This window comes from Streptomyces sp. NPDC052299 (genome assembly GCF_040679335.1).
In the GTDB taxonomy this organism is placed as follows: domain Bacteria; phylum Actinomycetota; class Actinomycetes; order Streptomycetales; family Streptomycetaceae; genus Streptomyces.
The window spans coordinates 69,788-92,613 of the sequence record NZ_JBFAUP010000024.1 but is presented as its reverse complement, the minus strand read 5'-3'; the positions used below and the strand labels follow the sequence as shown (position 1 = coordinate 92,613).

The 22,826-nt window shown below is 72.0% G+C and carries 21 protein-coding genes; 7 read left to right on the top strand and 14 right to left on the bottom strand.

Translation table 11 applies throughout. From position 1 onward, the window contains the following. Window positions 1-14: 14 nt before the first annotated feature. The 4 genes from AB0L33_RS30910 to AB0L33_RS30895 all read right to left on the bottom strand — a co-directional run bounded on the left by AB0L33_RS30910 (window position 15) and on the right by AB0L33_RS30895 (window position 4,277). The gene (locus AB0L33_RS30910; RefSeq protein WP_365686668.1) at window positions 15-965 is read right to left on the bottom strand and encodes a cytochrome c oxidase assembly protein; all 951 of its coding nucleotides are present in this window, start codon (window positions 963-965) and stop codon (window positions 15-17) included. 117 nt (window positions 966-1,082) lie between these two features. Beyond that, window positions 1,083-2,108: a 6-phosphofructokinase gene (locus tag AB0L33_RS30905; protein WP_073968918.1), complete on the bottom strand. Its 1,026-nt coding sequence runs from the start codon at window positions 2,106-2,108 to the stop codon at window positions 1,083-1,085. A 167-nt stretch (window positions 2,109-2,275) separates the two neighbouring features. Next, the gene (locus AB0L33_RS30900; protein ID WP_365686667.1) at window positions 2,276-3,004 is read right to left on the bottom strand and encodes a glutamine amidotransferase; all 729 of its coding nucleotides are present in this window, start codon (window positions 3,002-3,004) and stop codon (window positions 2,276-2,278) included. A 34-nt stretch (window positions 3,005-3,038) separates the two neighbouring features. Then, entirely contained in the window at window positions 3,039-4,277 is a 1,239-nt protein-coding gene (locus tag AB0L33_RS30895) for a MurT ligase domain-containing protein (RefSeq protein ID WP_073968916.1), read from the bottom strand. 387 nt (window positions 4,278-4,664) lie between these two features. Here AB0L33_RS30895 and AB0L33_RS30890 point away from each other — a divergent pair, with 387 nt between their 5' ends. Continuing rightward, window positions 4,665-5,831, top strand: a complete 1,167-nt coding sequence (locus tag AB0L33_RS30890) for an alanine--tRNA ligase-related protein (protein ID WP_365686666.1) — start codon at window positions 4,665-4,667, stop codon at window positions 5,829-5,831. Window positions 5,832-5,875: 44 nt separating this feature from the next. Here the strand turns inward: AB0L33_RS30890 and AB0L33_RS30885 are convergent, their stop codons facing one another. Continuing rightward, the gene (locus tag AB0L33_RS30885; RefSeq protein ID WP_365686665.1) at window positions 5,876-7,069 is read right to left on the bottom strand and encodes a right-handed parallel beta-helix repeat-containing protein; all 1,194 of its coding nucleotides are present in this window, start codon (window positions 7,067-7,069) and stop codon (window positions 5,876-5,878) included. Between the two features lie 223 nt (window positions 7,070-7,292). Here AB0L33_RS30885 and def point away from each other — a divergent pair, with 223 nt between their 5' ends. Further along, the gene (def, locus tag AB0L33_RS30880; protein WP_365686664.1) at window positions 7,293-7,838 is read left to right on the top strand and encodes a peptide deformylase; all 546 of its coding nucleotides are present in this window, start codon (window positions 7,293-7,295) and stop codon (window positions 7,836-7,838) included. 15 nt (window positions 7,839-7,853) lie between these two features. Here def and AB0L33_RS30875 read toward each other — a convergent pair whose 3' ends face one another. Continuing rightward, the gene (locus AB0L33_RS30875) at window positions 7,854-8,504 is read right to left on the bottom strand and encodes a TetR family transcriptional regulator (protein ID WP_365686663.1); all 651 of its coding nucleotides are present in this window, start codon (window positions 8,502-8,504) and stop codon (window positions 7,854-7,856) included. A gap of 170 nt (window positions 8,505-8,674) precedes the next feature. Between AB0L33_RS30875 and AB0L33_RS30870 the strand changes: the two genes are divergently transcribed. Both AB0L33_RS30870 and AB0L33_RS30865 read left to right on the top strand, forming a co-directional pair. After that, on the top strand, window positions 8,675-9,901 hold the full coding sequence (locus AB0L33_RS30870) for an acyl-CoA dehydrogenase family protein (protein ID WP_365686662.1): 1,227 nt from the start codon (window positions 8,675-8,677) through the stop codon (window positions 9,899-9,901). A gap of 110 nt (window positions 9,902-10,011) precedes the next feature. Next, window positions 10,012-10,410, top strand: a complete 399-nt coding sequence (locus AB0L33_RS30865) for a hypothetical protein (RefSeq protein WP_365686661.1) — start codon at window positions 10,012-10,014, stop codon at window positions 10,408-10,410. Window positions 10,411-10,418: 8 nt separating this feature from the next. Here the strand turns inward: AB0L33_RS30865 and AB0L33_RS30860 are convergent, their stop codons facing one another. Continuing rightward, complete coding sequence (locus AB0L33_RS30860) at window positions 10,419-10,907, bottom strand: glutathione peroxidase (protein ID WP_365686660.1); 489 nt, start codon at window positions 10,905-10,907, stop codon at window positions 10,419-10,421. A gap of 35 nt (window positions 10,908-10,942) precedes the next feature. Further along, a complete protein-coding gene (locus AB0L33_RS30855) occupies window positions 10,943-11,485 on the bottom strand; it encodes a GNAT family N-acetyltransferase (RefSeq protein ID WP_365686658.1) in 543 nt (180 codons plus the stop codon). A gap of 213 nt (window positions 11,486-11,698) precedes the next feature. Between AB0L33_RS30855 and AB0L33_RS30850 the strand changes: the two genes are divergently transcribed. Then, entirely contained in the window at window positions 11,699-12,130 is a 432-nt protein-coding gene (locus AB0L33_RS30850; RefSeq protein WP_365686656.1) for a hypothetical protein, read from the top strand. A 7-nt stretch (window positions 12,131-12,137) separates the two neighbouring features. Here AB0L33_RS30850 and AB0L33_RS30845 read toward each other — a convergent pair whose 3' ends face one another. Further along, window positions 12,138-13,889, bottom strand: a complete 1,752-nt coding sequence (locus tag AB0L33_RS30845; RefSeq protein ID WP_365686654.1) for a cation:proton antiporter — start codon at window positions 13,887-13,889, stop codon at window positions 12,138-12,140. Window positions 13,890-14,068: 179 nt separating this feature from the next. Continuing rightward, the gene (locus AB0L33_RS30840; protein WP_365686652.1) at window positions 14,069-14,710 is read right to left on the bottom strand and encodes a helix-turn-helix domain-containing protein; all 642 of its coding nucleotides are present in this window, start codon (window positions 14,708-14,710) and stop codon (window positions 14,069-14,071) included. 105 nt (window positions 14,711-14,815) lie between these two features. Here AB0L33_RS30840 and AB0L33_RS30835 point away from each other — a divergent pair, with 105 nt between their 5' ends. After that, window positions 14,816-15,841: a hypothetical protein gene (locus AB0L33_RS30835; protein WP_365686651.1), complete on the top strand. Its 1,026-nt coding sequence runs from the start codon at window positions 14,816-14,818 to the stop codon at window positions 15,839-15,841. A gap of 6 nt (window positions 15,842-15,847) precedes the next feature. On the opposite strand, the gene AB0L33_RS30830 is transcribed toward AB0L33_RS30835, so the two are convergent. The 3 genes from AB0L33_RS30830 to AB0L33_RS30820 form a co-directional block, all read right to left on the bottom strand. Continuing rightward, on the bottom strand, window positions 15,848-16,546 hold the full coding sequence (locus AB0L33_RS30830) for a hypothetical protein (RefSeq protein WP_365686649.1): 699 nt from the start codon (window positions 16,544-16,546) through the stop codon (window positions 15,848-15,850). Window positions 16,547-16,607: 61 nt separating this feature from the next. After that, a complete protein-coding gene (locus tag AB0L33_RS30825) occupies window positions 16,608-17,492 on the bottom strand; it encodes an acyl-CoA thioesterase II (RefSeq protein ID WP_365686648.1) in 885 nt (294 codons plus the stop codon). 17 nt (window positions 17,493-17,509) lie between these two features. Next, window positions 17,510-20,023, bottom strand: coding sequence for a DUF3516 domain-containing protein (locus AB0L33_RS30820; protein WP_365686647.1), 2,514 nt, complete (start codon window positions 20,021-20,023; stop codon window positions 17,510-17,512). A gap of 170 nt (window positions 20,024-20,193) precedes the next feature. On the opposite strand from AB0L33_RS30820, the gene AB0L33_RS30815 reads away from it, so the two are divergent. After that, window positions 20,194-20,985 carry a metal-dependent hydrolase gene (locus AB0L33_RS30815; RefSeq protein WP_365686645.1) on the top strand — a complete coding sequence of 264 codons (792 nt, stop codon included), beginning with the start codon at window positions 20,194-20,196 and terminating at the stop codon, window positions 20,983-20,985. A 38-nt stretch (window positions 20,986-21,023) separates the two neighbouring features. On the opposite strand, the gene AB0L33_RS30810 is transcribed toward AB0L33_RS30815, so the two are convergent. After that, complete coding sequence (locus AB0L33_RS30810; RefSeq protein WP_365686682.1) at window positions 21,024-22,820, bottom strand: ABC transporter ATP-binding protein; 1,797 nt, start codon at window positions 22,818-22,820, stop codon at window positions 21,024-21,026. Between the last annotated feature and the right edge of the window lie 6 nt (window positions 22,821-22,826).

Here is a 22,826-nt window from a genome sequence, read left to right as displayed (position 1 = left end):
AGGCGGGTCCGCCGCTACTGTCCGCGCGCCTGCAACGAGGCGAGATACGCGTTGTACGCCTGGAGCTCCTGGTCCCCGTCGCGGTCCGCGGCCCGGTCCGAACGCTTCGCCGTGCGCTGTTCCGAGCGGTACCACTGGAACACCAGGGCCACCAGCACCACCACCGAGGGGATCTCGCTGAACGCCCACGCGATGCCGCCCGCCGCGCTCTGGTCGGACAGCGCCTCGATGCCGAGCGAGGACGGCGGGTCCTTGTACACCTCCACCATCGGCGTGGAGGCCATCATGAGGGCGATCCCGAAGAACGCGTGGAACGGCATCCCGGCGAACAGTTCCAGCATGCGCATCACATAGCCGGGGCGGTGCGGCCCCGGGTCGACGCCCATGATGGGCCAGAAGAAGAACAGGCCGACCGCCAGGAAGTGCACCATCATCACGAGGTGCCCCGTCGTGGAGCCCATCAGATAGTCGAAGAGCGGCGTGAAGTACAGGCCGTACAGGCTGGCGATGAACAGCGGGATCGTGAACGCGGGGTGCGTGACGATCTTCATGTACCGGCTGTGCAGGAGCATCAGCAGCAGCTCGCGCGGCCCCTTCGTGCCGCGCGGCGCGACCGGCAGCGCGCGCAGCGCGAGCGTCACGGGAGCACCCAGCAGGAGCAGGATCGGCGACAGCATGCTGATCACCATGTGCTGCACCATGTGCACGCTGAACATGACCATGCCGTAGTCGTTGAGCCGGGTGCACATCACCAGCGCGATCGTCAGGACACCGGTCACGAACACGACCGTGCGCCCCACCGGCCACGCGTCCCCGCGCCGCCGCAGCCGCAGCACCCCGTACCCGTACAGCAGCACCGCCAGGACGCAGCCGATCAGGAAGAACGGGTCCGCGGAGAAGTGGAGCCCGCGTCCCAGCGTGAACGGCGGCAGGTCCATGTTCATGCCGTGCCCGCTGTGATCCATCTGTTCACTCCCGATGGGAACGCCGGGACGTCCCCGTTTCGTGCTGGTTGTCCCGACCAGACTAGAACCGCCCCCGGCCGATCTTGCGGCCGGGGGCGGTCTCGTGCCGGGTGTCGCTCAGAGCACGCACTCCGCCTCGGCGTACCGGGCGGCCGGGACCGTCTTCAGGGTCTCCACCGCGTGCGCGAGCGGAACCAGGGTGATGTCGGTGCCGCGCAGCGCCGTCATCATGCCGAACTCGCCCCGGTGCGCCGCCTCCACCGCGTGCCAGCCGAACCGGGTCGCGAGGACGCGGTCGTACGCGGTCGGCGTGCCGCCGCGCTGGACGTGGCCGAGGATCACCGGGCGGGCCTCCTTGCCGAGGCGCTGCTCCAGCTCGACGGAGAGCTGGGTCGCCACGCCCGTGAAGCGCTCGTGGCCGTAGATGTCCTTGGCGCCCGACTGGAAGTCCATGGAGCCCTCGCGCGGCTTCGCGCCCTCCGCGACGACGACTATGGCGAACTTCTTGCCGGCCGAGAAGCGGCGGCCCACGACCTCGGTCAGCTCGTCGATGTCGAACGGACGCTCCGGGACGACGATGGCGTGCGCGCCGGCCGCCATGCCGGAGTGCAGGGCGATCCAGCCGGTGTGGCGGCCCATGACCTCCACGATCATCACGCGCTGGTGCGACTCGGCGGTGGTCTTCAGCCGGTCCAGCGCCTCCGTGGCGACGCCGACGGCGGTGTCGAAGCCGAAGGTGACGTCGGTCGACGCGATGTCGTTGTCGATGGTCTTCGGCACGCCGACGATCGGCAGCCCCGCCTCGGAGAGCAGGTTCGCCGCCTTGAGGGTGCCCTCGCCGCCGATCGGGATGATCGCGTCGAGCCCGAGGTCCCGCACATGGCCGCGCGCCGTCTCGACGCCCCCGCGCAGATGTGCCGGCTGCACCCGGGAGGAGCCGAGGATCGTGCCGCCACGGGCGAGGATGCCGCCCACGGCGTCCAGGTCGAGCTTGCGGTAGTCGCACTCCAGGAGGCCCCGCCACCCGTCGTGGAAGCCGATGACCTCGTCGCCGTGGTCGACCACAGCGCGGTGGACGACGGACCGGATGACGGCGTTGAGGCCGGGGCAGTCGCCGCCGGAGGTGAGCACACCAATTCGCATTGCCCGGGAAACCTTTGCAACGTGGGCCGACGACCGGACCACGTCGTCCGGTTGGATCCCCGCCACCCTACCGGCGCAGGGTGGCGGGACCGAACCGGGCGTCCGCCTGCTGGACGCCGCTCATCCGAGCCCTGCGCCACTCATCGGACAGCCAGTGAAATGCCTGGTCAGGCAGGCTGTGTGGCAGCCGCGATGCGCTCCGCGCGCAGCGCCTCGTACCACCGGTCGTCGGTCGGCGGGAGCGCGTTCACATCGAGGGCCAGCTTCAGCAGCAGGTCCGCGATCAGGGGGTTCCGCGCCATCACCGGACCGTGCATGTACGTGCCGAACACGGTGTCGTTGTACGCGCCCTCGGTGCCGTCCCCGGTGCCGTTGCCCCGCCCGAACCGCACCCGGGCGAACGGCCGCGCCGTCGGCCCGAGATGCGTCACGCCCTGGTGGTTCTCGAACCCGGTCAGCGGCGGAAGGCCCAGCTGCGGATCGATGTCCGCCAGCACGTCGCCGACGCACCGTGCGCCCTCGCCGCGCGTCGACACCACGTCCAGCAGCCCGAGACCCTGCTCGCGCTCACCGAGGTCGTTGATGAACTCGTGGCCGAGGATCTGGTAACCGGCGCAGACCGAGAAGATGATCGCGCCGTTGGACGCGGCCCGGGCGAGCCCGCCGTCCCGGCGCAGCCGCTCCGCCGCGAGCCGCTGCGGCCGGTCCTCGCCGCCGCCGATCAGATAGATGTCGCCCGACGTGGGCACCGGCTGGTCGCTGCGCACGTCGACGCGCGCCACGTCCAGGCCGCGCTGGCGGGCCCGGCGCTCCACCACCAGGGCGTTGCCCTGGTCGCCGTAGGTGCTCAGCAGGTCCGGGTACACCCACACCAGCCGCAGGCTGTTGTTGCTCATGCTTCGTCCTCTCCGGAGGGGCCCGGGGCCGGGGTCAGTTGCCGACACGGCGGCGCAGGTCCTGGAAGGCGGTGTAGTTGGCGATGACCTCGATGCGCCCGGGCGGAGCCTGCTGCACGGCCTCGTCCAGGTTCTCGCAGACCCGGAAGTCGAGCCCGGCCACCTCGAGGCGGACCGCGAGGTCCAGCTTGCGGTCGCCGAGCACGAAGATCGGGTGGCCCGCGAGCTGGGTGTAGTCGACGTCCCACAGCCACGAGGTGTCCGTGCCGTCCGCGCCGCGCGCGTTCACCGAAAGGATGACCGGGGTCGGCGGCGGGTCGATCAGCGAGAACGTCTCCAGCCAGCCCGCCGGGTTCTTCGCGAGCAGGAGCCGCAGCTCACGGCCGAGGAAGCTCACCACGTCGTAGCGGCCGGCGACGGCCTGCACCTGGTACATGCGCTCCAGGGCCACCTGCGGCGGCACCCCGAAGACGGCGGCGACGGCCGCCGAGCTCGTGGCGTTGGCCTTGTTGGCGCGGCCGGGAAGCTGGAGGTGGATCGGCCATGCCGAACCGTGCGGGTCGAGCACGTAGTCGCCGTGCAGCACCCAGCTCGGCGGCGGACGCCGGAAACCGCACTCACCGCAGAACCAGTCGTCGCCGGGGCGCTGCATGACCCCGCCGCAGGACGGGCAGGACCAGGCGTCGTCCTTCCACGCCTGGCCGGCCGCGACCCACACGACGTTGGGGGAGGAGGAGGCCGCCCAGACGATCAGCGGGTCGTCGGCGTTGGCGACGATCACGGACTTCGAGCCGGAAAGCCCCTCGCGCCACTTCTCGGCCAGCATCCGGGTCTCCGCGGCCCGGTCCAGCTGGTCGCGCGAGAGGTTGAGGAGCGCGATCACCTTGGGCGTCGTGTCGCGGGCCACCCCGGCGAGGTACTTCTCGTCGACCTCGATCACGCCGTACTGCGCGTCGGACCCGCCGGCCAGCGCCGACGTGATGCCCGCCGGCATGTTGGCGCCGAGCGCGTTCGACACGACCGGGCCCGCGGCGCGCAGCGCCTCGGCGATCAGCCGGGTGGTGGTCGTCTTGCCGTTCGTCGCCGAGACGAGGATCACGTCCAGATGCTGCGCCAGCCGCCCGAGCAGGTCGGGGTCGAGCTTGAGCGCCACCCGGCCGCCGATCACCGATCCGCTGCCCCGCCCGGCCGCCCGCGACACCGCCGCAGCGGCCTTGCCCGCCGTCACGGCCAGCTTGGCCCGCGGCGACAACGGCTCCGTGTTGCCTGCCATCGTCCTAGATCCTCCTTGCATCGGTCCGCCGCCCAGCCTATCGATGTCCGGCACTGTGACCGCACGGCGGCACCGTCCGGCACCGCACTTCCCGTGGAATGGAGGACGCGTGAGCGGGCCGTCGCGTTCTCCACGGGCCCGCCGGCGACGGAATCCGGGTGCGCGGGCGGCCGGGGGCGCGTTACCTTCGGCGTATGGACGTCAACGGCATCACCACCACCGCGACCGCGCGAGCGACCAGCTCGCCGGTTGCCGCCGTCTGACTTTCCCTTCCCCCGGCGACCGGAAACGGTCCGTCGGTGGTTTGCCGTGGTGATTGCTCCCCGGCCGGGTGACCGAACGGTCCGTTCTCCGGCGCCTCCCCGCCACCCGCGAAGGAGCCGTCCCATGGACACCGAACAGCTCGCCCGTATCTTCCTCGAATACTTCGAGGAGCGCGGCCACCGCCGCGTCACCGGCTCGACGCTGCTGCCGCCGCCCGGCGACCCGGTGCTCTTCACCACATCCGGGATGCATCCCCTCACCCCGTACCTGGAGGGCCGCCCGCATCCGCTGGGCAGCCGGCTGGTCAACCGGCAGCGCTGTCTGCGCACGACCGACCTGGACGAGGTCGGCGACGCCACCCACCTCACCGTCTTCGAGATGCTCGGCAGCTGGTCGCTGGGCGACTACGAGGGCCCGCAGAGCCTGGCATGGGGCTACGGGCTGCTCACCGAGGGCCTGGGCATCCATCCCGGCCGGCTGCACGCCACGGTGTACGCCGGAGACGAGCGCACCGAGCGCGACACCGCCTCGCTGCGGGTGTGGCAGGAGCTCGGTGTGCCCGTGGAGCCGACCGTCGAGGACAACTGGTGGTCCAACGGGCCGACCGGGCCCTGCGGCCCCGACTCGGAGATCTTCCTGTGGAGCGGCGAGGGACCGCCCGTGTCCACGCCCACCGGGGACGACCGCTGGGTGGAGGTGTGGAACCACGTCACGATGAGCCACCGCAGGCTCGACGACGGATCGCTGGTGCCGCTCCCGCAGCGCAATGTGGACACCGGACTCGGACTGGAACGGCTCGCCTCGCTGCTCCAGGGCCGCCGCTCGGTGTTCGAGTGCGATGTCTTCGAACCCTGGCGCCGGTGCGTACCGGCCCTCTGGCCGCTGGACGAGACCTCGCTGCGGCTGGTCTGCGACCACCTGCGCTCCGCCGTCGTCGTCATCGGCGACGGGGTGCGCCCGGCCGCCACCGGGCGCGGATACGTGCTGCGCCGCCTGCTCCGACGGGCCCTCACCGTGCTCCGGCAGGACGATCCCTCGCGCACGTTCGACGGTCTTCCGCCCGAGCCGGTCCGGCACACCCTGGACCACTTCCGGCAGGACACGGACCCCGGCGAGGTGCTGCGGGTGCTGGCCGACGAGGAGGGCCGGTTCGACCGGCTCCTGGCACGCGGCCGGCAGGTGCTGGCCCGGCCCCGGTTCCGGGGGACGCTGACGGAGGAGGACCTGCGCTACCTCCACGACACCCACGGGCTGCCGCGCGACCTGGTGACGAGCCTGCGGAAGGAGTGAGACGACGGCGGTGCCGGGGCCGCGGCCCCGGCACCGCCGGACGCCTACGGGGTGACCACGTTCCCGCCGAAGGACACGACCAGGCGGCCGTCGGAGGCGAACGACCAGTCCATGGCCCCGTCGTACGCGGAGCACCGGGAGCCGTTCGAGCCGGTCCAGAACTGGTTGGAGCCGTCCGCGTCGCCGACGGTCTTGTCGTTGGAGCCGTCACCGCCGCGGCAGGAGGTGTTGCCCCGGAACACCGAAGTGCCCTTGTCGAAGGAGAAGTTGCGCTCCTCGTTGTCGATGCCCACATTGTCCGACACGGCCATCGAGCCCGGGTTGCTGTTGTACGTGAAGCCGTGGTGGCCGTTGTTGTAGGCGATGTTGCGCCGCACGACGTGGTCGACCTCGATCCCGTCGCCGCCGAGCTTGAAGCCGTTGCGGTCGCCGTCCTCGTTCACGGTGCCGTCGGAGAGGGTGCCGTTGTCGTAGCTGAGCGAGTCCTCGATGGTCACCGGGCCGATGGGCCCGGTCTCCGTCTTGGTGTAGAGGTCCCAGCCGTCGTCGATGTTGTTGTGCGAGACGGTGTAGCGGAAGACGTTGCCCGGCCCCGCGGTGAGCTTGGCGGCGAAGCCGTCCGCGTCCTCGCCGTCGGAGTCCGCGTTGTCGTGGGACTCGGAGCTGAGGACGAGGTTGTTCGCCGGCCACTCGTCGTCGGGGGTGTCGGAGGAGATCCTGGAGATCTGGAGCCCCGAGTCGTGGTTGAAGCGGGTCACGACGTGCTCGATGACGTTGTCGCTGCCGCCGACGAAGATGCCGTTGTCGCCGGCGTGCTCGACCGTGAGCCCGTCGATGTGCCAGTAGTCGCCGTTCACGGCGAGACCGCGGTTGGCGGGGTCCTCGCTCATCTCCGAGAAGTTCAGCACCGGTTGCTCGCCCGGGTACGCCGCCATGGTGGTGCGGGCGGCCGAAGTGCCGTCGTTGCCCGGCGGAATGGTGACCGTCTGCCCGTAGCGGTACGTGCCGCCGCGCAGGTAGATCGTGCCGCCGGCGTTCACCCGGCTGATCGCCGAGGCGAGTGTGGTGGGGTCCGACTCGGTACCGGCGGCGTCGGCGGTGCCGTCCGGCGCCACGTACAGGGCCGCGGCCGCCAGGGAAGCGTTTTCCTGACCAGGGGCGGCCTGTGCGGTGGTGCCCAGCACGGCGAGTGACCCGGCCAGCAGGCCGGCACATGCGAGAACAGGCTTGAGCTGCATCTTCGACTCCAGGTGGGGGGAGTGGACCGGACGGATTGCCGCCCGGATTGGTGCAAGCGCTTTCCGTCGACCGTAGAGTGACGCCATGGGCACGTCAATGGTCATGCATGTGTTCACAGGTTGTGTATGTGAACGCACCTTGAGGGGGGTGGCCCGGGCCCGGGCGTTGACCGGGGCGGACGCGCGCCGCGATGCGCGCCCCGTGGAACGTACGATGACCGCCATGCGCAACCGCCCGATCCCCGGCAGCTCCGGAATCGTCCGCACCATGAGCCTGCTCGGCGACCCCGTCCTGCACGCGCCGTGCGAGCCGGTCACGGAGTTCGGCCCCTCGCTCGCCCGTCTCGTCGAGGACATGTTCGCCACGATGTACGAGGCGCGGGGCGTCGGGCTCGCCGCCAACCAGATCGGTGTGCCGTCACGGGTGTTCGTCTACGACTGCCCGGACGACGAGGACGTGCGCCACCTCGGTCACGTGGTGAACCCGGTCCTGGTGGAGGCGGACGGGGTCACGGTGCGCGGCTCCGAGGGCTGCCTCTCGCTCCCCGGTCTCGAGGCCGGCACCCCGCGCTTCGACCACGCGGTGGTCGAGGGCGTCACGGCGACCGGCGAGCCGGTCCGGATCGACGGCACCGGCTTCTTCGCGCGCTGCCTCCAGCACGAGTGCGACCACCTGGAGGGCCGGGTCTACACCGACCGGCTGACCGGGCTGCGCCGGGCCCGGGTGCTGCGCGCGGCCCGCCGGGCTCCGTGGGCGCGCAACGGCTGACCGGCCGGCGGCCCGTCAGAAGCCGGGCCCGTCCGCGCGGTCGCCCGCCGCGGCCAGCCTGCCCCAGAGGAGGTCGGCGAGGCTGCGGACCAACTGCTCGCGCGAGCAGGGGCGTTCGCCCAGCCACCAGTCACCGGCCGCGTGCATCATGCCGACGATGCCGTGGCCCCAGATCCGGGCCATCGCCTCGCTGTCCGGGCCGAGGTCCACCCGCTCCGCGATCACCGTGGCCAGCTCCTCGCCCAGGCGGCGCAGCAGCGGGGCCGAGTGCCGGCCCACGTCGAAGCCCTGCTCGGGGGAGGGGGTCGCGTCGTCGGACGGGTGCATCAGGAAGCGGTAGACCTGCGGGCGGGCCTCGATCGCCGCGAGGTAGGTGTCGAGCGTCGACTCGACCCGGGCGCGCCGCTCCGCCGGGGCGTCGAGCGCGGCGCGCAGGGCGCTCAGGAGCGCGTCGGTGTGCCGCTTGGCGAGGGCCCGGTAGAGCCCGCCCTTGTCGCCGAAATGCCGGTAGAGGATCGGCTTCGTGATGCCCGCCTCCGCCGCGATGGCGTTCATCGAGGCCCCCGGGCCGTCCCTGAGCACCACGCGGTCGGCGGCGTCGAGCAGCTCCCGGCGGCGGCGCTGGGCCGTGGTCCGCTGGCGCTCGGCCTGTCGTGTGGTCTCCATGTCGTCTCTCCCACCCCTGACCGTGCCTGTCCGTCGTGCCTGCGCAACGTAACACCCCGTCCGGCGGGGTGCGGATGGCGTCTCATGTGGTTGACACAGGCTACTTGCCAGTAACAGACTGTTGTTACCGCAAGTAACGAGCGTTTCGACGGCAGCACGTGGAGGGGAACATGGCCGAGTTCACGCTTGAGCTCAACGATGACCAGAAGCAGGTCCGTGACTGGCTCCACGGCTTCGCCGCGGACGTGATCCGTCCGGCCGCCGCGGAGTGGGACGAGCGTGAGGAGACGCCCTGGCCCGTCATCCAGGAGGCGGCCAAGGTCGGGATCTACTCCCTCGACTTCTACGCCCAGCAGTTCTTCGATCCTACGGGGCTCGGCATCCCGATGGCCATGGAGGAGCTGTTCTGGGGCGACGCCGGCATCGCCCTGTCGATCGTCGGTACGGGCCTGGCGGCCGTCGGCGTCCTCGCCAACGGCACCGAGGAGCAGATCGGCACCTGGATCCCGCAGATGTACGGGGACGCCGACGACGTGAAGGTCGCGGCCTTCTGCTCGTCCGAGCCCGACGCCGGTTCCGACGTCGCCTCGATGCGCACCCGCGCGGTCTACGACCAGGCCAAGGACGAGTGGGTGCTCAACGGCACCAAGACCTGGGCGACCAACGGCGGCATCGCCAACGTCCACGTGGTGGTCGCGGTCGTCGACCCCGAGCTCGGCTCCAAGGGGCACGCCTCGTTCATCGTGCCGCCGGACACCCCCGGGCTCTCCCAGGGCCAGAAGTTCAAGAAGCACGGCATCCGCGCCTCGCACACCGCCGAGGTCGTCCTGGAGGACGTGCGCGTCCCCGGGCACTGCCTGCTCGGCGGCAAGGAGAAGCTGGACCAGCGCCTCGCCCGCGCCCGCGAGCGCGCCGCCACCGGCGGCGAGCGCGTGAAGAACGCCGCGATGGCCACCTTCGAGGCGTCCCGTCCCGCCGTCGGCGCGATGGCGGTCGGCACCGCCAGGGCCGCGTACGAGGTGGCGCTCGACTACGCGAAGACGCGGACCCAGTTCGGCCGCCCGATCATCGACAACCAGGGCGTCGCCTTCCAGCTCGCCGACATGCGGACGCAGATCGACGCGGCCCGGCTGCTGGTCTGGCGCGCCTCCTGGATGGCCACCACCGGCAAGCCGTTCGAGTCGGCCGAGGGCTCCATGTCCAAGCTGTACGCGAGCGAGACGGCCAAGAAGGTCACCGCCCAGGCCATCCAGATCCTCGGTGGCAACGGCTTCACGCGCGAGTACCCGGTGGAGCGCATGCACCGGGACGCCGCGATCTACACCATCTTCGAGGGCACCAGCGAGATCCAGCGTCTGGTCATCGCCCGCACCCTGTCGGGCATGCCCATCCGCTGACCGCACGCGAAGCGCCCGCGGCCGCCGCGGGCGCTCACGATGGTGTGCACCTGCCATGTACCTGTAGATTCCCGGTGGAGATCGTGACCGGGTGATGGAGGGAGCACGGCATGGCGAGGTCCGGTGCGGGACGGATCGCGGTGACCGCGGCGGCGGCCTTCGGGCTCGTGGTCACCGCGCAGACGACGGCACACGCCGAGCCCCGGACGGTCGACGCGGTCTTCGGCGGCTACGGGGAGTGGAACGCGGACCCGTACGGCGCCGCCCCCGGCGACTCCATCCGCGCCTGCGACACCTCCGCCGACGGCTGGAGCATCGAGGTCAAGATGGACATCGGCAGGGACGGCACCTGGGACCGCACGGCCACCACCCGCGGCCACACCTCGCCGTACTGCACGCCCTGGAAGACCGGCAACATCAAGGAGGGCACCCCCGTCCTCATCCAGGTGGCGAACGTCGGCGGCGACGCCACCTACCCCAAGGGCTCCGTGCTGCTCAGCCGCGCCTGAGTCCGGTTCTACGCCGGCAGCTGCGCCTCGATCGCCGCCACCAGCTCGGGTGCGTCCGGCTCCGTGCGGGGACGGATGCGGGCGACCGGCTCGCCCGCAGGTGAGATCAGGAACTTCTCGAAGTTCCACTGGACGTCCCCGGCCTCGCCACCGGCGTCCGCGAGCCGGGTGAGCTCCGCGTACAGCGGGTGCCGGTTCGCACCGTTCACCTCGGTCTTCTCGAGCAGCGGGAAGCTCACCCCGTACGTGGTCGAGCAGAACGTCTCGATCTCCTCGGCGGTCCCCGGCTCCTGACCGCCGAACTGGTTGCACGGCACACCGAGCACGGTGAGGCCGCGGTCCCCGTACTCCTTCTGGAGCCGTTCCAGACCCGCGTACTGCGGGGTCAGCCCGCACTTCGATGCCACGTTCACCAGCAGCACCGCCCGGCCGCGGTAGTCGCCCAGCGACGTCGGCTCGCCGGTGAGGGTGCGCAGCGGAATGTCGTACAGCGTCATGGATCTCTCCTCGTCGGTGTCTTCCCGGCCCATTCTCACCCCGCGGGTCCGTCCGTGACGCGGCCGACCGCCTTGTAGTAGAAGGTCGTCGGCTTCAGGACCCCGTCGGGTCCGGCCGCGTAGTCCGGAACGGAACCGCACTCCGTCCACCCCGCAGCGCGGTACAGCCGCTCCGCCGGGCTGCCGGTCTCGGTGTCCAGGACCAGCAGCGTGACGCCGTCCTCGGCGGCCGCGCGCTCGGCCGCGGCCAGCAGCTCACGGCCGAGCCCGCGACCGCGCGCCGAGGGGCGGACCATCAGCTTGGCCACCTCCGCACGGTGGCGGGCGTTGGGCAGCGGCGCCCGCACCAGGGCGACGGTGCCCGCGACGCGTTCCCCGTCCCGGGCGATCCACACCCGAAGGCCGTCCGCGTCCACGGACGCGGCCCGGGCGCGCCACCACTCGGCGGCGGTGCCCCGCTCCAGGGGCGCGAGGAAGCCGACGGACGAGCCGTTCTCGACGGTCTCCACCAGCAGGGCGGCCAGCTCATCGGCGTAGGTGACCAGCTCGGGGCCGGACACCGGGACGATCTCGGTCATGGGGCAGGTCCTTCCACGGAACGCCGGGCCGCGTCCCCGCGCGGACCGGCTGCGACGCGATCCTAATCAGGTGGTGCCGGGCAGTGGATGCCCGGTCCGTCGGCCCCTGCCCGCCGTGCTGCCGGGCACGCGTTCCCGTGACACTCTGGAGACGGAACGTCTGGTTCGGCTCTGCTCCGCGCCGGGCGACCGTGCCAGCAAAGGAGGCCCGACATGGCCAACACCGGCAGCGCGCCGGCGGCACCACACGGCACCAACGGATCACACCATCCCGCCCGCACGGGCTGGACCGCGTTCGCCGCGGTCCTGATGATCTTCGGTGGTGCCATGGCGATCTTCCAGGGCATCGCCGCCATCGCCAAGGACGACGTGTTCGTCGCCACGCGCAACTATGTCTTCCAGTTCAACCTCACCGGCTGGGGCTGGATCCACCTCATCCTCGGAATCGTGATCGTCCTCGCCGGCTGCGCACTGTTCACCGGGGCCTTCTGGGCGCGTGCCGTGGGCGTCGTCCTCGCCGGGCTCGGCGCACTGGCCAACTTCGCATGGCTGCCGCACTATCCGCTGTGGTCCATCGTGCTCATCGCCATCGACATCTTCATCATCTGGGCACTCTGCGCGGGCCCGGACCGCGCGAAAGCCTGACGGGGCCTCACGGCTCCCGCAGCAGTACGAGCGCGTCGCCCGGAGCCGGCTCCGGGCGACCGCTCCGTGTGGCCGGGGCGAGCAGGCCCTCCGGCCGCACCACGAAGAGCAGGTGCTCCCCGGGCGTCAGCGGCCCGTCCGCCGCGCGCGTCACCACCCGCGCCCCGGCCTCGTACCTCCGGACGAACTCGGGCCGGGTGAGGTCCGCGCCGAACAGCGGCTCGCTCCCGGCGTACGGGGCCACCACACCCTCGCTCGCGGCGGACGGCGCGAGGCGGTGCACCGCTCCCTCGACGCTCTCGCGGAGCGTGAGCGAGGCCAGCGCGTTGAAGTCGTCCTCACCGGTGAGCAGCAGCACATCGGTGATCCCTTCGAGGACCGCGCCGAACCCCTCCGCCGACGCCATCAGCTCGCCGGGCGCCAGCTCCAGCCCGGCCGCCTCGATCCGCGCCCGCTCCTCCTCCGCGCCCGCCCACATCAGCACGTCGAGCCCGGCCGTGCTCAGGGCGCGCGCCAGGTCGACCGCCCAGGGCGCCCCGCCCACCAGCAGCGGCCGGGAGCGGGCCGGCCGCAGCACCCCGAGCCGCCGCGCCACCGGGAACGCCGACAGGCCGTAGAGCATGACCGTCGCGACGATCACCACGAAGGTCGCGGGCAGGATGCGCTCGGCACCGGCGACGTGGTGTGCGGCGAGCTCGGCCGAGAACGTGGAGGCGGTGGCCGCGGCGACGATGCCCCGGGGTGCCATCCAGCCGATGAACCACCGCTCCCGGACCGGCACATCGGTGCCGGCCGCCGCGAGGTGCGCGATGAGCGGCCGGGTCACCAGCACGAGCAGGGCGGTCAGCGCGAGCGCGGGCAGCACCACGTGCCGCAGCGACTCCGGGGTGACCGTGGCGGAGATGGAGACGAACAGCAGCCCGATGATCAGGGAGACCAGCGTCTCGAAGAACGGCCGGCGCGTGGGCAGCTCGAGCCCCGGCAGGTTGGTCATCGCCATCCCCATGACCACGGCGGAAATCAGCCCCGTGTCGTCGCGCAGCGCGTCACAGGCGGCGGCCACCCCGATCACGGCGGCCAGCTGCACCGATGCCGCCAGCTCCTCGCTGAGCCGCACCCGCCCCAGCACCAGCCACAGCACACCCGCGCCGACCGCGCCCGCCGCCACGCCCACCCCGGCGCTGGCCAGGAAGTGCCCGAGCCCGCTGCCGAACTCCGGCCGGCCGCCCGCCAGGACCCCGTGGAACACGAGCGCCCCCAGGATGCCGCCGACCGGGTCGATCAGGGCGCCCTCCCAGATGAGGATGCGCCGCAACCGCTCCGTGGGCCGCACGAAGGCGAGGAGCGGCCCCACCACCGTCGGACCCGACACGACGAGGATCGCCGCGAGCATCACCGCCGCCTGCGTCGACATGTCCAGGACCGGTACGGCGAAGAGCGCGGCGGACACCAGTGTCAGCAGTGCCCCCAGCCACAGCAGCCGGATCACCACCCGCCGGTTGTGCCCCTTCAGCCGCTTCAGGTCCAGCCCCAGGCCGGCGTCGTAGAGGATCACCGCCACCGCCAGCGAGACCAGCGGCGAGAAGGAGCTCCCGAGCAGCCGCTGCGGATCGACGTCGTCGGTGAGCGCCCCGGCGGTGAAGCCGGCCGGCAGCAGCACGAGCAGAGCGGGCACCCGCAACCGGCTCGCCAGCAACTGCGATCCGACCGCGAGGACCACGATCAGCCCGAGTCCCACGTACACCTGATCCGCCGACATCGACCCGCCTCCTCCGGCGCGGCCCCGGGCGCCGGACGCGACCCGCACAGCAGCGCGCGCGACCACCTTCCGTGCCGCCACCCGGCTCGGACGCGAGGGCTCGCGCCGAGGGGCGCACTCGGCGGCCCGGATCGCCCGGACGGGCTACGCGCGCGGGTGGACGGCGCGGAGGGCCGGTCTCAGGGCCGGACGCCTTCCTCGGCCGCGTCGAACGCGGGCGCGAGCGGGGCCAGCGCCGCGCGGAGCCGGTCCGGCAGGGAGCCGGCCGGCACGACGAGTCCGCCGGCGCCCGGAGCGGCGGTGCCGGCCGGCTGGATCCAGCCCTCCAGCGCGATGCGGACCGCGGCGGCCGTGCTCGCCGCGAGGACGCGGGCGGTCGGCGCCGAGGTGTCGTCCAGGCGCGCGGCGACGGCCGTCGTGAGCGGCGGCTCGATCCCCGCCGTGGCGTCGAGGAAGGCGGCGCGCAGCGCGGGCCGGGTGGTGACGAGCAGCAGTGCCTCCTGGCCGTGCGCGCCGGGGTCCGTGTACTGCTCGACCACCGCTTCGGTGACGGCGTCGGCCAGGCGGACGTCCGGGGGCCGGGCCGCGACGGCCGCCGCCACGCGCGCCTCCCGGTCGGCGGTGACGGCCGCGACGATCGCCTGCTCGCGGCTGGCGAAGTAGTTGTTGTACGTGCGCGGCGAGACCCCGGCCGCCTCGGCGATGTCCTCGACCCGCACCCGGTCCGGCCCGTGCTCGACGGCCAGGCGCAGCGCCGCCTCGCGCAGCGCCTCACGGGTGGCCTGCTTCTTGCGCTCCCGCAGGCCGGGTGGTGTCGTCACGCCGTCAGCGTTCCACAGAGTCTGCGTGCACGCAAACTTGCGTGCACGCACTTTTCCTGTCAGCCTCGGCCCGACTCGAACGGACCGACGGGGAGGGACGCCGCCATGCGCGCCAGAGGAATGACCTACGACACCGGATTCGTGCTGCACGGCCGCACGTCCCGCGAGCACTTCGACCTCGCGGTGGTCCGCCGCGAGCTCGCGATCATCCGCGACGACCTGCACTGCAACGCGGTCCAGATCACCGGCGGCGACCCGGACCGGCTGGAACAGGCCGCGGCCACCGCCGCCGGACTCGGGCTGGAGGTCTGGTTCTCGCCCTATCCGCTGGAGCTGGAGGCCGAACAGATCCTCACGCTCTTCCGCGACTGCGCCGCCCGGGCGGAACGGCTCCGGCGGGAGGGCGCCGCCGTCGTCTTCGTCGCGGGGGTCGAACTGAGCGTGATGAACCGGGGGTTCCTGCCCGGAGAGAGCCCCGAGGAACGGGTCGGTCGGCTGATGAGCCGTCCCGGGCTCCGGGCCGACGCGATCCGCGAACTGGGTGTCCGCGTCAACGCGTTCCTCCGCGACGCCGTGGCCACCGTCCGTGCGTGCTACCGCGGCACCCTCACGTACGCCGCCATCCAGTTCGAGCAGGTGGACTGGGAACCCTTCGACATCGTGACCTACGAGCTGATCCGCTCCGCCGAGATCGCCGACCGGTTCCGCGACGCCGTCCGCACCCTGGCCCGGGGCCCGAAGCCGCTCGCCGTCACCGGCTTCGGCACCGCGGCCTACCGGGGCGCGGGGGACCGGGGCGGCCGGGTCCTGGAGGTCGTCGAGTACGACCCGCTGACCAAGGACCCCGTAAGGCTGAACGGCGTGCACGAGCGCGACGAGGCCGGTCAGGCCGCGTACCTGAGCGAACTCCTGGAGGTCTTCGAGACCGAGGGCGTGGACAGCGCGTTCGTCTTCCTGTTCGCGCTGCCCGGCTACCCGCACCGTCCGGACGGCGATCCCAGGGACGACCTGGACCGGGCGGGACTGGGCATCGTCAAACTCCTCGAAGGGCGCCGGGGGCGGACCTACCCCGACATGGAGTGGGAGCCCAAGGCCGCCTTCGACGCGGTGGCGCAGCGGTACCGGAGGTGACCGGCCCTACTCCCGCCCGTCGTCCCAGGGCATGCCCAGCCAGCTGTCGAAGGAGGTGACCAGCGCCGTCAGCGCCGCCGCCAGCCGCTGGTCGGTCCACTGCGCGTCCACGACGACCTCGCCGTCGGCGTGGAACTCGAACGGGGTCTCACCGGCCGCCCGCCAGCGGATGCGCCGGGGCCCGCGCGGTACGTCCCCGCCGCCGTTCACCAGGCTGCCCACGCCGATCGCCAGCCACAGCGGGAACAGCAGCCACCACACGTACCACCAGAAGATCCGGCCCTTGAGGCCGACGGCCTCGGGGCAGCCGGTCTGAGTGACCGTCCAGCGCGTGCGCAGGCCCTTGCCCGAACACGCCTTCTCGCGGACGACGGTGCCCAGCACCTCGCCGTAACCGCCCAGCACCTGGTACGCCGAAACCCCGTCACCGGCCGACGCGGTGACGACCGTCGCCAGCCGGGCGCGGCGGTCCGGGTCGGCCCACAGGACGAACGAGCGGGCCCCGGTCTTCCGGGCGGCGAGGTAAGCCGGTATGCCGCCCGGCGGCAGTTCACGCTCCAGATGCGCCAGCACCCGCGTCTCACCGCCCGGCACGTCCGTGACCTTGACGACATGGCTGAAGGGCGAGACGGGAGCGGGCGCCGGCGCGCCCTTGCGCGGCTTCCTCCCCGTCGCGACGGGACTCACTTTCAGGACGGTGGCCACGTGCGCGCTCCTCCGTTGTGATGATCGGGAAGTCGAACAGTAGCCCTACCGCCTGAGGGAGTTACGCGGACGGTGCGGCACCCAGCCGCCGGAACAGGCCCTCCTGCACCACCGACACCAGCAGCCGGCCCGCCCGGTCGTAGATCCGGCCGCGCGCCAGACCCCGCCCGCCCGTAGCGACCGGCGACTCCTGGTCGTACAGGAACCACTCGTCCGCCCGGAACGGCCGGTGGAACCACATGGCGTGGTCCAGCGACGCCATGTCGAAGCCGCGCGGACCCCACAGCGGCTCCACCGGGATGCGGACCGCGTCCAGGAGCGTCATGTCGCTCGCGTAGGTCAACGCGCAGGTGTGCACCAGCGGATCGTCGCCCAGCGGGCCCACCGCGCGCATCCACACCGCGCTGCGCGGGTCCGCGTCCTTGATCTCCTCGCGCGTCCAGCGCAGCCGGTCCACATAACGGATGTCGAACGGCTGGCGCCGCGCCATCCGCTCCAGGGCCTCCGGCAGACCGCCCAGGTGCTCGCGCACCTCATCGGCGACCGTCGGCAGCTCCTCCGGGTCCGGCACCACCCGGGCCGGCGGCAGCTGGTGCTCGAAGCCCGCCTCCTCCGGGCGGTGGAACGACGCCGTCAGGTTGAAGATCGTCCGGCCCTGCTGGACGGCCGTCACCCGACGGGTGGTGAACGACCTGCCGTCCCGGACGCGCTCCACGTCGTACACGATCGGCACCCCGGGACGGCCCGGCCGCAGGAAGTAGGCGTGCAGCGAGTGCACCGGCCGGTCCCCGTCCGTGGTGCGGCCCGCCGCCACCAGCGCCTGCCCCGCGACCTGGCCGCCGAAGACCCGCTGCAGGGACTCCTCGGGGCTCCGGCCGCGGAAGATGTTGACCTCGATCCGCTCCAGGTCGAGCAGGTCGACCAGGCGCTCGGCGGGGTTCGTCATGCCGTTCTTCTCCACTCTCACAACTGGCCCACGGACGTGACCCGCACGACCGCCCGGCCCTCCTCGTCCGACGCGGCGAGGTCCACCTCCGCGCTGATGCCCCAGTCATGGTCGCCGTTCGGGTCGGCGAACGTCTGGCGGACCCGCCACACACCGTGCGCCGCGTCCTCCTCGATCCTCAGCAGCTTCGGGCCGCGCGCGTCCGGACCGGTGCCCAGCTCCTCGTACTCGTCCCAGTACGCGTCCATCGCCTCGCCCCACGCGTCCTCGTCCCAGCCCGCGTCCGCGTCCAGCTCGCCCAGGTCGCGGACCCGGTCCAGCGCGGCCAGCTCCACCCGGCGGAACATCGCGTTGCGCACCAGCACCCGGAACGCGCGGGCGTTCGCCGTGACGGGCTTGACCTCGTCCGCCCGCTCCTGCGCCTGCTCGGCGGTCTCCACCTCGGGGTTGGCCAGCTGCTCCCACTCGTCCAGCAGACTGGAGTCGACCTGCCGGACCATCTCGCCCAGCCAGGCGATCAGATCCTCCAGGTCCTCCGACTTGAGGTCGTCCGGAATGGTGTGCTCCAGCGCCTTGTACGCGCTCGCCAGATACCGCAGCACGATGCCCTCGGTGCGCGCCAGCTCGTAGTTCGACGTGAACTCCGTGAACGTCATGGCCCGTTCGTACATGTCGCGGATCACCGACTTCGGCGACACCGGATGGTCGCCCACCCACGGGTGGCTGCGCCGGTAGACGTCGTACGCGTGCCACAGCAGCTCGCTCAGCGGCTTCGGGTACGTCACCTCCTGGAGCAGCTCCATCCGCTCCTCGTACTCGACGCCGTCGGCCTTCATCTGCCCGACCGCCTCACCGCGCGCCTTGTTCTGCTGCGCGGCCAGGATCTGGCGCGGATCGTCCAGCGTCGACTCCACCACCGAGACCATGTCCAGCGCGTACGACGGCGAGTCCGGGTCCAGCAGCTCGAACGCGGCCAGCGCGAACGTCGACAACGGCTGGTTCAGCGCGAAGTCCTGCTGGAGGTCCACGGTGAGCCGCACGATGCGCCCCTCCGCGTCCGGCTCGTCCAGCTGCTCCACCACACCGCCGTCCAGCAGCGACCGGTAGATCGCGATGGCCCGGCGGATGTGCCGCAGCTGCGCCCGGCGCGGCTCGTGGTTGTCCTCCAGCAGACGCCGCATCGCCTCGAAGGCGTTGCCCGGGCGGGCGATCACGGAAAGCAGCATCGTGTGCGTGACCCGGAAACGCGAGGTCAGCGGCTCCGGATCGGACTGGATCAGCTTGTCGAAGGTGGTCTCCGACCAGGCGACGAAGCCCTCGGGGGCCTTCTTGCGGACGACCTTCCGCTTCTTCTTCGGGTCGTCCCCCGCCTTCCTGACCGCCTTCTCGTTCTCGATGACGTGCTCGGGGGCCTGGGCCACGACGAAGCCCGCCGTGTCGAAGCCCGCGCGGCCCGCCCGGCCGGCGATCTGGTGGAACTCCCGCGCCCGCAGCGTCCGCACCCGGGTGCCGTCGTACTTGGTGAGCGCGGTGAACAGCACCGTGCGGATCGGTACGTTGACGCCGACGCCCAGCGTGTCCGTACCGCAGATCACCTTCAGCAGACCCGCCTGCGCCAGCTTCTCCACGAGCCTGCGGTACTTGGGGAGCATGCCCGCGTGGTGCACCCCGATCCCGTGGCGCACGTACCGCGAGAGGTTCTGGCCGAACTTGGTGGTGAAGCGGAAGTTGCCGATGAGATCGGCGATCTTCTCCTTCTCCTCCTTGGTGCACATGTTGATGCTCATCAGCGACTGCGCCCGCTCCACCGCGGCCGCCTGCGTGAAGTGCACGATGTACACCGGCGACTGCCGCGTCTCCAGCAGCTCCGTCAGCGTCTCCGTGATCGGGGTCAGCCGGTACTCGTAGCTCAGCGGTACGGGACGGGTCGCCGAGCGGATCACCGAGGTCGGGCGGCCGGTGCGCCGCGTCAGGTCCTCCTCGAACATCCGGACGTCGCCGAGCGTCGCCGACATCAGCACGAACTGCGCCTGCGGGAGTTCGAGCAGGGGGATCTGCCACGCCCAGCCCCGGTCCGGCTCCGCGTAGAAGTGGAACTCGTCCATCACGACCTGGCCGATGTCCGCGTACTTCCCGTCACGCAGCGCGATCGAGGCCAGCACCTCGGCCGTGCAGCAGATCACCGGGGCGTCGGCGTTGACCGAGGCGTCCCCGGTGAGCATGCCGACGTTCTCCGTGCCGAACAGCTTGCACAGATCGAAGAACTTCTCCGAAACCAGCGCCTTGATCGGCGCGGTGTAGAAGGTGACCTTGTCCTGGGCCAGCGCCGTGAAGTGCGCACCCGCCGCGACCAGGCTCTTCCCGGACCCCGTGGGCGTGGAAAGGATCACGTTGGCCCCGGAGACCACCTCGATCAGCGCCTCCTCCTGAGCGGGGTAGAGGGTGATCCCCTGCGTCTCGGTCCAGGACGAGAAAGCCTCGAAGAGAGCGTCGGGATCGTCGGTCGGGGGGAGCTGATCGATAAGGGTCACGCCCCCATCTTGCCTGTCTTCCGCCCCGATGAGGGAACCGGACGACGGCCCGAAGATCACGGACGATACGCTTCCCTCTCAACTCGGCCACGCCGCAACGGCGGTGGCCGGAATCCCGCGCCCGGCCACCACGGGGCGCACTCGGCGACACCTACGGGGGCTCGGCAGTCATGATGGGACCGGCACACTCTCTGTCAGGGGCGGCGGCCTGGCTGGGGGTGGGTGCCGCGGCGGCGGCCACGGGCCACACCATGCCGTGGCCCGTCCTGGTCGTCGGGGCGCTGATCAGCGCGGGCGCCGCGCTCGCACCCGACCTCGACCACAAGTCCGCGACCATCTCGCGCGCCTTCGGGCCCCTCTCGCGCGGGGTGTGCGAGATCGTCGACAAGCTCTCGCACGCCGTCTACAAGGCCACCAAACTGCGGGGCGACTCCAACCGCAACGGCGGCCACCGCACCCTCACCCACACCTGGGTCTGGGCCGTCCTGATCGGAGCGGGCGCCTCAGCCGTCGCCTACACCGGCGGGCGCTGGGGGGTCCTCGCGATCCTCTTCGTCCACCTGGTCCTCGCCGTCGAAGGGCTGCTCTGGCGGGCCGCCCGCGTCTCCAGCGACGTCCTGGTGTGGCTGCTCGGCGCGACGAGCGCCTGGATCCTCGCCGGAATCCTCGACAAGCCGGGCAACGGCGCCGACTGGCTGTTCACCGACCCCGGTCAGGAATACCTCTGGCTCGGGCTGCCGATCGTGCTGGGCGCTCTCGTCCACGACATCGGCGACGCGCTGACCGTCTCGGGCTGCCCGATCCTCTGGCCGATCCCGGTCGGCCGCAAGCGCTGGTATCCGATCGGCCCGCCCAAGGCCATGCGCTTCCGGGCCGGCAGCTGGGTGGAGATCAAGATCCTGATGCCGGTCTTCATGATCCTGGGCGGTGTGGGCGCGGCGGCCGCCATGAACGTCATCTGAGCCGCCCGGGGGCGGCCGACCGGCCCCCGGGCGCCCCGTCAGCCGTGCCAGGAGCGCCAGAGCGCGGCGTACGCCCCGTCCGCCGCCACCAGCTCGTCGTGGCTGCCCAGCTCCGTGATCCGGCCCTGCTCGACCACGGCGATCACGTCCGCGTCGTGCGCGGTGTGCAGCCGGTGCGCGATCGCCACCACCGTGCGGCCCTCCAGCACCCGGGCGAGCGACCGCTCCAGGTTGCGGGCCGCCCGGGGATCGAGCAGCGATGTCGCCTCGTCCAGGACCAGCGTGTGCGGATCGGCCAGCACCAGCCGGGCGAGCGCGATCTGCTGCGCCTGCGCCGGGGTGATCACCAGGCCCCCCGAACCGACCTCCGTGTCGAGCCCGTCCTCCAGCGCCCGCGCCCAGCCGTCGGCGTCCACCGCCGCGAGCGACGCCCACAGCTCCGCGTCCCCGGCGTCCGTACGGGCCAGCCGGAGGTTGTCCCGCAACGAGCCGACGAACACGTGGTGCTCCTGGTTGACCAGCGCCACGTGCGACCGCACCCGCTCCGTCGCCATCCGCGACAACCGCGCGCCGCCCAGCGTGACCTCGCCGTCCCGGGGCGCGTAGATCCCCGCCAGCAGCCGGCCCAGCGTCGACTTGCCCGCCCCCGACGGGCCGACCAGCGCCAGCCGCGTACCCGGCGCGACGTCCAGCGAGACGCGGTGCAGCACGTCGACGCCGTCCACGTACCCGAAGCGCACCTCGTCGGCGCGCACATCCCGGCCGTCCGGGGACACCGAGGCGTCGCCCGCGTCCGGCTCGATCTCCCGGACGCCCACCAGCCGCGCCAGCGACACCTGGGCCACCTGCAACTCGTCGTACCAGCGCAGGATCAGACCGATCGGGTCCACCATCATCTGCGCGAGCAGCGCACCCGTGGTGAGCTGGCCGACGGTCATCCACCCCTCGATGACGAACCAGCCCCCCAGCAGCAGGACCGCGCCGAGGATCGTCGCGTACGTGATGTTGACGACCGGGAAGAGCACCGTCCTCAGGAACAGCGTGTACCGCTCCCACGCCGTCCACTGCTTGACGCGCAGATCCGACAGCGCGACCCGGCGCGCCCCCAGCCGGTGCGCCTCCACGGTCCGCCCCGCGTCCACGGTCTCCGCCAGCGCCGCGGCGACCGCCGCGTAACCGGCGGCCTCCGAGCGGTACGCCGCCGGGCCCCGGCGGAAGTACCAGCGGCAGCCGATCAGCAGCACCGGCAGCGCCACGACCACCGCGAGGGCCAGCGGGGGAGCGGTGACGGTGAGGGCGCCGACCAGCAGGCCCACCCACACCACGCCGATCGTCAGCTGCGGGACGGCCTCGCGCATCGCGTTGGCCAGCCGGTCGATGTCCGTGGTGATCCGGGACAGCAGATCACCCGTACCGGCCCGCTCCAGCACGCCCGGAGGCAGCCGCACGGAGCGGACGAGGAAGTCCTCGCGGAGGTCGGCGAGCATCTCCTCGCCCAGCATGGCGCTGCGCAGCCGCATCATCCGGGTGGCCACCGTCTGCACCACGAGCGCGCAAGCGAACACCGCCGCGGTCCGCTCCAGACGCAGGTCGCGGGCCCCGTCGGACAGGTCCTCCACGAGCCCGCCCAGCAGGTACGGGCCCACGATGGACGCGATCACCGCGCACGTGTTGAGCAGGGTCACCACGACGAACGGCTTGCGGTGGCGCCGCATCAGATCCAGGACGTAGGCCCGCACGGTCGCCGGCCGGCCGACCGGCAGGGTGGTCGCGGTCTCGGGGGCCGCCGGATCATAGGCGGGGGGTACGTGGGCCGGTGGGGCGACGCCGGTCATTGCCTG